The sequence below is a fragment of the Zarconia navalis LEGE 11467 genome, assembly GCF_015207075.1.
Taxonomy (GTDB): domain Bacteria; phylum Cyanobacteriota; class Cyanobacteriia; order Cyanobacteriales; family Geitlerinemataceae; genus Zarconia; species Zarconia navalis.
The window spans coordinates 1-10,378 of the sequence record NZ_JADEXN010000134.1 but is presented as its reverse complement, the minus strand read 5'-3'; the positions used below and the strand labels follow the sequence as shown (position 1 = coordinate 10,378).

The 10,378-nt window shown below is 47.7% G+C and carries 7 protein-coding genes and 2 pseudogenes; 5 read left to right on the top strand and 4 right to left on the bottom strand.

The features are described from left to right. Both IQ235_RS09215 and IQ235_RS09210 read left to right on the top strand, forming a co-directional pair. A pseudogene (locus IQ235_RS09215) lies at positions 1-266 on the top strand (hypothetical protein); the annotation flags it as partial. 142 nt (positions 267-408) lie between these two features. Then, positions 409-1,584, top strand: coding sequence for a type II secretion system F family protein (locus tag IQ235_RS09210; RefSeq protein ID WP_264321181.1), 1,176 nt, complete (start codon positions 409-411; stop codon positions 1,582-1,584). A 99-nt stretch (positions 1,585-1,683) separates the two neighbouring features. Here the strand turns inward: IQ235_RS09210 and dapB are convergent, their stop codons facing one another. Together dapB and patR are read right to left on the bottom strand one after the other, a co-directional pair. Then, the gene (gene dapB / locus IQ235_RS09205; protein WP_264321180.1) at positions 1,684-2,511 is read right to left on the bottom strand and encodes a 4-hydroxy-tetrahydrodipicolinate reductase; all 828 of its coding nucleotides are present in this window, start codon (positions 2,509-2,511) and stop codon (positions 1,684-1,686) included. A 101-nt stretch (positions 2,512-2,612) separates the two neighbouring features. Beyond that, positions 2,613-3,524 carry a heterocyst master regulator PatR gene (gene patR, locus IQ235_RS09200; RefSeq protein ID WP_264321179.1) on the bottom strand — a complete coding sequence of 304 codons (912 nt, stop codon included), beginning with the start codon at positions 3,522-3,524 and terminating at the stop codon, positions 2,613-2,615. 810 nt (positions 3,525-4,334) lie between these two features. On the opposite strand from patR, the gene psaK reads away from it, so the two are divergent. Next, the gene (psaK, locus tag IQ235_RS09195; protein WP_264321178.1) at positions 4,335-4,607 is read left to right on the top strand and encodes a photosystem I reaction center subunit PsaK; all 273 of its coding nucleotides are present in this window, start codon (positions 4,335-4,337) and stop codon (positions 4,605-4,607) included. A 333-nt stretch (positions 4,608-4,940) separates the two neighbouring features. On the opposite strand, the gene IQ235_RS09190 is transcribed toward psaK, so the two are convergent. Beyond that, positions 4,941-5,939, bottom strand: a complete 999-nt coding sequence (locus tag IQ235_RS09190; RefSeq protein WP_264321177.1) for a cysteine synthase A — start codon at positions 5,937-5,939, stop codon at positions 4,941-4,943. A 36-nt stretch (positions 5,940-5,975) separates the two neighbouring features. After that, positions 5,976-6,104 (bottom strand): hypothetical protein, encoded by a 129-nt coding sequence (locus IQ235_RS09185; RefSeq protein WP_264321176.1) that lies wholly within the window; start codon positions 6,102-6,104, stop codon positions 5,976-5,978. A gap of 211 nt (positions 6,105-6,315) precedes the next feature. Here IQ235_RS09185 and IQ235_RS09180 point away from each other — a divergent pair, with 211 nt between their 5' ends. Both IQ235_RS09180 and IQ235_RS09175 read left to right on the top strand, forming a co-directional pair. Further along, entirely contained in the window at positions 6,316-6,753 is a 438-nt protein-coding gene (locus IQ235_RS09180) for a DUF4347 domain-containing protein (protein ID WP_264321175.1), read from the top strand. A gap of 547 nt (positions 6,754-7,300) precedes the next feature. Then, positions 7,301-10,378, top strand: a pseudogene (locus IQ235_RS09175) (hypothetical protein); the annotation flags it as partial.

Here is a 10,378-nt window from a genome sequence, read left to right as displayed (position 1 = left end):
TCAATACTCCCTCTATTGGGAACCTGATTCGGGAACGAAAAACCAGTCAAATCTACTCTTCGATTCAAATGGGAGCGAAAGTTGGGATGCAAACCATGGAAATGTGTTTGGCTCGACTGGTGAACGAAGGAAAAGTCCTATACGAAGACGCAGTGAGCAAGAGTTCTAAACCCGACGAACTCGATCGATTGATCGACCCGAAAATTAAAGCCGGTGGCAAACCGGGCGCTCAACCCGCAGGCAAACGAACTGCAAGGACGCGCTAGAATTTGGGTACGGTGTAGTGCTTGGTGAGATTCGACCCGGAGCGATCGTAAAAGCTCCGGGAAAAACTTTTATTTTGCGTTTCTAAAGCTTGACCTTCTCCATTTCGGCCCTGGAATCATCCCTCTTACTTCTTAATAAATTATGGCTAATGCGGCATCTAAGAAAGAATCAAAAGGTTTCGATTTAAGCAACATTGAAGAGACCATTCAGGTTGCCATTTCGAGCGTTACGGTCAAAGATAAAGCAATTTTTTCCCGCCAGTTTGCAGCAATGTTCAATGCTGGGGTGGGAATGCTTAGATGTTTGAGCGTGTTGAACGAGCAGTGCAGTAATGCCAGGCTTAGAAAAGCGCTCACAGAAATTAGAGGTGAGGTTGAAGAAGGGGGAGGTTTGGCAAATGCCATGACCAAGCACCCCAAATGCTTCGATAAGCTATACGTCAGTATGGTGGCAGCAGGAGAGGTTGGTGGTGTCCTCGACGAAGTGCTCAACCGTCTGGCGATGCTGCTCGAAAAGATGGCAAAAATTCAGAACGAATTGAAGTCAGCCATGGCTTACCCGCAAACTGTGGGTTTTATCGCCGTGGTCATTTTTGTGGGGATGACGGTATTTCTCTTGCCGATTTTTGCCGATATTTTCAAGCAATTGGGTGCAGAACTTCCCGTCTTTACCCAAATGATGATGAATATCAGCTACATTTTGCGCGGGCCTTTTCTTCCGACACCAGATGAGAATCCAGAATTGAGCGGTCTCGAAACGCGCAACTACTACATCGTAATGCTTATCGGTGCCGTTATCGGTCTTGCCTTTGCCATCAAGCAATACTATCAAACTCCGGCCGGACGCTTTCAAATTGACGCGATGCTGCTCAAAGCCCCGATTTTTGGCGACTTGATTGAAAAGTCGGCAGTGGCGAGTTTTTGCAACGTCTTCGGAACCCTGACTCGTTCTGGTGTACCGATTTTGAACGCGATGGAAATCGTGCGAGATACGGCTGGTAATGAAGTGATTGCCGATGCGATCGAATATGCCCGAGACCAAATTCAAACGGGGGGAAGTATTAGCGAAGCATTCAGAGAAAAAGGGGTAATGCCTGCTCTTGCCGTCCAAATGATGTCCATTGGGGAAGAAACCGGGGAACTCGATCAAATGCTGATCAAGGTAGGACAGTTCTACGAAGATGAAGTGGAACAGGCCATTAAAGCGTTAACGAGTATGCTCGAACCTTTGATGATCGTGGTCATTGGTGGCATGGTGGGTTCGATTCTGCTGTCGATGTACCTACCGATGTTTGCGGTGATGGATCAAATTAGTTAAAAGTTCAGATGGGCGACAAGACGATAGAAGCCCTATCGATCGAGTTTAACAGGGGGCAAACCAAACAATTTCCCCCTATTTTGTCTTTTTAAACTTAAACTAAAGAATTTTTTCCAAGCCGTACACTAACGATTTGAGCTGTGTCACCTTGCGAATGGATAGTAGCACCCCCGGCATATAGCAGGCGCGATCGCTCGTATCGTGGCGCAGGGTATAAATTTGACCGGGAGCACCAAAAATCACCTCTTGGTGAGCGATTAAGCCCGGCAAACGAATGCTGTGAATGCGAACGTCCCGATCGGCCAAAGCGCCCCTTGCACCGGTGAGTTCTTCCGTTTCCTTCACCTGAGGGGGATTGAAGGTTTTCCCCAGCTCTGCAAGCATTTGAGCGGTTTTAATCGCTGTTCCGCTGGGGGCATCAGCTTTTCGATCGTGGTGGAGTTCGATGATTTCTACATGATCGAAATACTGGGAGGCCCGAATGGCGGCTTGTTGCAATAGCACCATCCCGATCGAAAAGTTGGGGATAATCAGACAGCCCGTACTGGCTTTTTGGGCAAAATCTGCCAAATCCTGAAGTTGCTCGCCGCTCAAGCCCGTCGTCCCCACAACCGGTCGAATACCGTAGGCGATCGCAGATCTGACGTTATCGTAGACTGACTTGGGATGGGTAAAATCAACCATTACCCCTTGCTGCTTTTCTTGAGTTGCCATGACCAAAGTACTTTGCAGCTCGCTTAGAACGGGCACTTCCAAAGCCCCACAACCGGCAATTTCGCCAATATCTCGACCGAGATACTCCGGGTTGAGATCGACAGCTCCGAGTAGCATCATATCCTCGGCTGCGGCAACGGCTTTGACCACTTCGCAGCCCATCTTTCCCGTTGCTCCGTTAACCACCACAGGAATTGGATCTTGGCTTGCCATAATTGAGAAATACATTTGGACTCCAATGGAGATTGTGACACCCTGACGACCCGCATCGCAAGCCAGAAGGGATCGCAATCTCCCACTGAGAGTATTCAGTTTTATTTTTGAGAGGGCTTAATGGGTTTGGGCTTTGGTTTGGAAGGACTTTTGGGAGAGTCAGAATAAGTCCGAGGTCCTTTCGATATGGGGGCAGAACTCCGACCACCTCGTTTAAAGCCGCCACCATAGCGACTTTGTCCGTAAGGCTTTTTATTAAACCTGCGTTTGATCGGTAGTGCGCCCATATTGTGGCTTTCTTGGATGACCAGGTCGTTGCCCTCGCGCTGTACGTGGAACTCCCAGAAATGTCCGACGGCTTTTCCGGGTAACTTCCCCGTCAGTTTTAGCTTAAAAAATTTGGGTCGATCGTCATTTTTCCGAGGGGCTTGCTTAATTTTTACGACCGCGTACTCTCGATCTTGGGCGTAATAGATAACCTCACCGCGAATAGAAAAATAGTTGTCGTTAACTTCAGTAGAAGATACCGGCAAAGGTTCGGACTCGGGTGAGTCTTTCTCACCATCAGCAACTGTTTCATCTTGCTGCTTGTACTCTTCACTAAGAGTTTCCGGTTCCCAAACTCCAACAATTTGAACATGCAAGTTACCATCGTGCTGACCGGTGCGCGGATAAACGACCCACAGGTGACTTTGTTGCAAGTCCACGTGATTTTTGACTAAACTCATCACTCGACCGAGGAGGACAGCATCGACAGGAGTCCCATCGCTACTGGTCATTAAAGCACCTCGCGTGATTTGCTCGGCACAGGGAGCGTACTGACCTCGGACTACGCCGATCGCGCGGTATTGCCTCGGCTCGCTTGGTGGTGGAATGGGCTGTTGCCGAGCGACTTGAGCGGGGGATGAGGCAGCCTGGTTTTCCTTCGCTTCAGGTTGGGAAGAAACGCTTTTGACCTCCATCTCGTCAGGGCTAGGAGCGGGCGGCCGTTCGGGAGTATTCGGCTTAGACACAGAGGGATTGGGTGACTTTGGGGATTCAGACAATGGATTAGAAGAGGAACTCATAAAACCTCCTAAGGGCGGAGACACATCCTTAGACTACGGAACAGAAGACAAAAAGCTGCACGGTTAAGCGCGATCGACCCGTTGGGTTGTAGAAACTTTACGGGGGTTTCTCGATCGCCCCGAGCAAGTAGCTATCGTTTAGAATGATGACTACCCAGTCTGCCTATTGTACTAAATGCAACCCCGATAGGCGGTTATCCGAAATGTTTACATAATTTCTCTGTGTTTGTTGTCAAAGTCTTGACAGTACAAGGGTCTTCAACTGACCGTACGGTCGCTCTCTCGAGGACATCTGCGCTTGAGGGTCTTTGTAATCCGCGAGTATTTTTTCCATCGAGAAAAGAGCGAACGCGAACCGCAGATCGACGATCGAATCATGTCATGTTCGCTCTCGTCGCGCACATTCAATACCCAGTCACGCTTGGGTGCAACTTAATACGCCCAAATCCTTGGATTGCTATAGCTCGCGTGGTGAAAATTGCTAGATTTCTTGTCTGGGATGCTTGTATTGCCAGGGTTTGTCAACGTTTCACATCAATCCGTGATTTTTCAAGGCAATCCGGGGAAAAGTCGTATTGTTTCGATTGGAAACCGAATTCAGGATCGAAGTCGCGTATCAAATCTTTACAGCAATGTTAATTCCTGCAACAAATTTAAGCGCAGAGGAGTGAATCTTGATAAGAGTTAAAGTTAACATTTGAATCCAAATGCTTATCAACCTGTTGTAAAAGCTGAATCGAGAGAGGAAAACATAAATTGACTTTCGTAACATTACACGCCACCCTATTAGCGGCCTTTCCGTCCAGTGTCCCCTGGAGTCCTAAAGTTGCATTAGTGATGATTCTTTGCAATATTCTGGCGATCGCCGTGGGTAAAGCCACGATGAAATATCCCAGTGCCGGGCCGGCATTGCCAATGCCAGAAATGTTTGGTGGCATGGGTTTCCCCGCACTATTGGCAACCACGAGCTTCGGTCACGTGTTGGGCATCGGCATGATTTTGGGCTTGGCTAGTTCTGGCGCACTCTAAGTCATAGACTTTATAGATTAAGAATCGAATGAGGAGGCACTTCAAGGGGTTTGACGATCGAAAAGTGCCTCCTTGTATTTTGCCAGTTTTGGTTTTTCCTCCCGAAGAAAACACGAATCAATACTTCGGTGTCGCTCTTTACGAGATTTTGAACGTACGATCTTCGATCGACTTTAAATGGGAACGATTTGCTGACTCGTTAAGGAAAATAAAGTATGTCAGACGGTAAGTTACATACTGGGTAATTCACAACACAATTCCCAGAATTGGGAATTACCAACGCTTAAGCAGTCCCACGCGCGTATCTTTGCTGCTCGGCAATGCTAAATCGAGTCACCCAGAAGTTGGGAGATCGAGCGACTCCACAGAAAGTCCCTTTGATGCCAGCCATTGAGGATCGTACAAGCGGGATTGGTAGCGCGAACCGCTATCGCAAAGGATCGTGACGATCGTATGTCCGGGGCCCATTTCTTTGGCGAGGGCAACGGCAGCACCGACGTTAATGCCTACCGAACCACCCATAAACAAGCCATCTTGGCGCAGCAATTGATAAATGACTCGCAGACATTCTCGATCCGAAATCCGAATTGCATCGTCAATGGGGGCTCCTTCCATATTTCCGGTGATTCGACTGTTACCGATGCCTTCGGTGATAGAACTGCCCTCGGTTTCAATTTTTCCGGTTTTCGCGTAGCTGTAGAGTCCACTACCCATCGGATCGGCGACTAGGCATTGAATGTCGGGATTTTTTTCTTTGAGGAACATTGCCACGCCAGCGTAGGTTCCCCCCGTTCCCGTCGCCGAAACCCAAGCGTCAATTTTACCGTCTGTTTGCTGCCACATTTCCGGCCCAGTGGTTTCGTAGTGGGCCTGTCGATTGGCGAGATTCTCAAATTGGTTTGCCCAGATAGCGTTATCCATTTCTGCGGCTAGTCTGCCGGAGAGTTTGACGTAATTATTCGGGTCTTTGTAGGGGACGGCCCGAACGGGACGCACTTCGGCACCGAGAGTACGCAGGGCATCCATTTTCTCTTGGGACTGGGTTTCGGGGATGATAATCAGGCATTTGTAACCTTTGGCATTGCAGATATGAGTCAGTCCGATGCCCGTATTTCCCGCAGTGCCTTCAACGACGGTTCCCCCCAGTTTGAGTAACCCTTTTTTCTCCGCATCTTGAATGATGTAGAGTGCTGCCCGATCTTTGACAGAACCTCCGGGATTGAGAAACTCCGCTTTGCCGAGAATTTCGCAACCCGTTTCGTCGCTAAAGCTGTTGAGGCGAATGAGTGGAGTGTTGCCAACTGTATCAACAAAACCTTGTTTGATATCCATTTTTCGATATGTTGTCCCTGCCATCTAATCAGCTTATCAGGGTGGGGGAAAACTTGGCACTGAGGTCGATCGCGCGATCGCTCCGAGCGGTAGCCCGATCGCCCAATCTAGACTCAACGGGATGGAAAACTGCTGTCTTACCACTAATTGAGATCGAACGACCACCGCAAAATTGACTAAATTCGCTCGGTTTCGAGATCCGCACGCGTACTGAGGCGATCGGGTGTCAATCGGGGCTGTAATGAAATTATGGGGTTTTGAGTTGTTTGTAAATGTAACGGCGTAGATGAAACGTTTGTACTTCGGAGTTGGGATGGGATGTGCGGGAACTTATCCGATCCCACCTTTTCGCCTTATGTTGAGTCAGGTTAGGACAATGTCTGAGTTTCAATTGCTCGTTCTCGATTCAAACCATCGAACGATGGCATCGGCGAATACCCTGGTTTTCATCGATGCCGCTGTTGACTGCTGCCCGACTCTTGCGACTGAAGTCATGGGGGATGCCAATGCGATCGCGATCGACCCGACAGAAGATGGAATCACGCAAATTACAACGGCTTTAGCCCGCTATCGCAATCTCGAAAAACTGCATATTGTTTCTTTGGGTTTTCCAGAAGGTCTCTATCTAGGTAACGGTATTCTCACGATCGAAACCCTCCATGCCTACGTACATCCGTTGATGGATTGGACAGATAGCATGAAACCCAGTGCCTCGATTTTTCTGCACGGCTGCAATGTTATCTTTGGTCGTTTAGGTATGGAGTTAGTGGCAAAGTTAAGCCATCTGACTGGGGTGAGTGTTGCAGTTGCCTAAAATAGACTCTCTTTGTTTGTTAATCGTTATCTATTCATGAAGCCAAACTATTCGAGCAATTATTGATATGACAGCAGACAAACTGTCACACTTGCATTCTTTATTTTTGGCACTAATGTTATTTAAAAAATCGAGAATATTTACTTTAGAAATTCAGTATTGTTTGGAAACAAACACCAGACTCTTATCGTCAAAAAAAACTAAGCTCAAGCAGAATGCGATTTTTAGTGACAAAAATAATCTCATATCCACCTTGAGCTAAATCCAAATATCTAACCCATTCGATCGAATATATTTATTTCGATCGAAGACAGAAAGTTCTCAATATTTTCGTACTCGCACTTATAACGTTTGACGGTCGAATCTCAGCCAATTCATAAAGATTGGATAAATTTCTGATGTACTCGCGCTGAGAAACTCGTCATTTATCGTTGAAATCGCTTAAATTAGCTCTAGTTTAGTTGTAATTTTAGTCCATTTTACTAGAGCCAAAAATCGGGATGCATCTCAAGTCTTACAAAATATTAATTTTTGAGAACCCTTGACGATGAACAGAAATCCCAGAACATTACTCAATCTGTACGAAAATACTACCATGCAAGAATCTTCTAGAAATACGACTAACTCTAACAGCGTAGATTCAAAAATTCTAGAAATCGAAGAGTCGGGTATTTTTGAAGAGCAAGAATATCTCGAACTCAATCCCGATGTTGCCGCCGCAGTCTCCGCCGGTGTGACAACAGCAACGGAGCATTTTACTAAGTACGGATTCCGAGAAGAACGTCAATTCAGCCGTTTATTTGACGCGCAATTCTATCTTAATGCTCACTCCGATGTTGCCGCAGTCGTTTCAGCGGGAGCAACTACCGCAGCGGAGCATTTCTTTAAATTTGGAGTCAAAGAAGAGCGCTCCTTTAACGCTCTATTCGATCGCACCTTTTATCTTAAGAGTCATAATGATATTGCTGCGGCTGTTTCCGCTGGTGCGACCACAGCCACTCAACATTTCTTTAAATTTGGAATCAAAGAAGAGCGATCTTTTAACGCTCTATTCAATCGCCAATTTTATCTCAAGAGCCATAATGATATTGCTGCGGCTGTTTCTGCAGGATTCACCACGGCAGAAGAGCATTTCTTTGAATTTGGAGTCAAAGAAGAACGTTCGTTTAATGCTCTATTCGATCGCACCTTTTATTTGAGTGCTCACCCCGATGTTGCCGCCGTCGTATCCGCCGGATTCACCACTGCAGAAGAGCATTTCTTTGAATTTGGGGTCAAAGAAGAGCGATCCTTTAATACTTTCTTCGATCGCGCCTTTTACCTAAATGCCAACCTCGATGTTGCTGCTGCTGTCTCAGCCGGAGTCACCACTGCAACGGAGCATTTCTTTGAGTTTGGCATTCAAGAAAATCGTTCTTTTAGCGCGCTATTCAACAGTCAGTTTTACCTAAATGCCAACCCCGATGTAGCGGCAGCCGTATCCGCAGGCGTCACCACAGCAGCAGAGCATTTCTTTGAGTTTGGCATTCAAGAAAATCGCAACTTTACTAGCTTCATCAGTCCCCTTCTCAATTCTCAAGCTTTCAGCCAAACCTACACCACAGACATTGCTAACTTCTTTAACGTTGAGAGCATTTCCCAACTGAGCAGCGAACAAGTTGTCGAAAGCATCTTCGATAATAGCGCTCCAGCGATCGATATTCAGTACGTGCGGACGCGGTATGCCGCCGAACTCGAAAGCTTTTATGGATTTGCTGTTGCCGAACTGAGTGACGAACAGGTAAATGCTTATGCTTTGGAACAAGGACGGCAAGCCGGGTTGACGCTTTCGCCATTGGATATCGATGGCTATCGGGTACAGTTTTCCAATCGCTTGGTGGCATTCTATCAAGTTAGCAGCGTCGAGCGTCTCACCATCGAGCAAGTTCGAGACTTCATGGTGGGTGAAGGCTTGAGTCAAGGCATCGACATCACCGGATTTGTCGATATTTCTTATTACCGCAGCACCTACCAAGCATCGCTTTCCTCTCAGTTTGGGGTGGAATTTAGCGATCGCCAGGTCGTCGATTTCGTCTTTGGCGATGCCGCTCCCTATCTCGACGAAGAATATTATAAGTCGATCTACGGCAATATCTTAACCGCCGAGGGGGTGCGCGTTGCCGACTTGACCAGCGAACAACTAAAAGTTTACGTGTTTACTGAAGGCTGGAACTCCGATATCGAACTCTCCGCAGTGAATATCGAAGGCTATCGGTTGCAGTATGCCACTCAACTTTCTCTGTTCTACTTCGGTACGGTAAGGACGACTCCTTCTGATGGTGGGAATACGAATCCCCCGGCTTCTGGCGGCGGTTCCGGTGGTTCCGGCAATGCCAACTCGGCCATGTCTGGCGGCGGTTCCGGTGGTTCCGGTAATGCCAACTCGGCCATATCTGGCGGCGGTTCCGGTGGTTCCGGTAATGCCAACTCGGCCATGTCCGGTGGTGGTTCTGGTGGTTCCGGTAATGCCAACTCGGCCATGTCCGGTGGTGGCGGCGATATGGATGGTGAAGATGGCGGCACCACAACTCAGGTGGATATCTCAGAACTCACCGATAAGGAAATTATCGAGTTCATGTTCGGTGAAGGCTTGAAGCAAGGAATTTCCCCGTTAGAATTCGTAGAGATTACCGAAATTCGCCAACTCTTTGCCGCCGAACTGACCCAATTTTACAGCGTGACTAACGTCGCCGAACTCAGCGATAACCTGGTATTAGATTTTCTCTTCGGTGGCGTTGCCGAAAAAATTGACTACGAGTTCTATCGCAGCACTTACTCGAGTGAATTAGCTGCTCAATTTGGCGTATCTGTAGAACTCATTAGCGAGACGCAAATTCTCGATCATGTTTATCAGGTGGGATTCGTTCGAGGATTCCAACTATCCCCGATCGATTTTGATGGTTATATCGCACAATACACCACCCAAATTGCCAGCCACTTCAGTATCAGCATCGAAGAAGTCAGCAAACTGAGCATCGAGAAAATTCGCGAATTTATCTTCGATGTCGGGGTAGAACAGGGTTTGAGTCTGACGGGTTTCGTCGAAACCTCCTACATTCGATCGACCTATGCCGCTGCGATCGCCACTTCTTTCGACGTTACCGTAGAGACCGTTACCACCAGTTTCAGCGACGAGCAAATTATCCAATGGTTTGCCACCGAGTTTCAATCCATCGATCTCGAATACGTTCGCTACGAAGTCACTCAGCTTTCTGTTGAAGAACGGACGACATTATTTGCGGCATTGGGATTCACCGTTGATGCCAATACGGTACTCAGCGCTCAACAAATTGTTGAAATTGCCTACAGCTCCGAGTTTAAGGCGATTTTAGAAGTCGAATCCGCCAAAACGATCGCGATCGATATTGAAGGCTATCTGGAAAAGTATGCCGAAGAGGTAGATGAGTGCCTCGGCGGTCATTCCGGCATGACTGGGATGACTGGCGGTTCCCCGATGACCGGTGATTCCAAGATGACTGGGATGACTGGTGGTTCTCCGATGACCGGTGATTCCAAGATGACTGGGATGACTGGCGGTTCCCCGATGACCGGTGATTCCAAGATGACTGGGATGACGGGTGGTTCC

What these genes read in the sequence shown, in the direction of transcription:
- IQ235_RS09210 (WP_264321181.1), top strand. Translation starts at nt 409, where the DNA reads ATGGCTAATGCGGCATCTAAGAAAGAATCAAAAGGTTTCGATTTAAGC.
- dapB (WP_264321180.1), bottom strand. Translation starts at nt 2,511, where the DNA reads ATGGCAAGCCAAGATCCAATTCCTGTGGTGGTTAACGGAGCAACGGGA.
- IQ235_RS09190 (WP_264321177.1), bottom strand. Translation starts at nt 5,939, where the DNA reads ATGGATATCAAACAAGGTTTTGTTGATACAGTTGGCAACACTCCACTC.
- IQ235_RS09180 (WP_264321175.1), top strand. Translation starts at nt 6,316, where the DNA reads ATGTCTGAGTTTCAATTGCTCGTTCTCGATTCAAACCATCGAACGATG.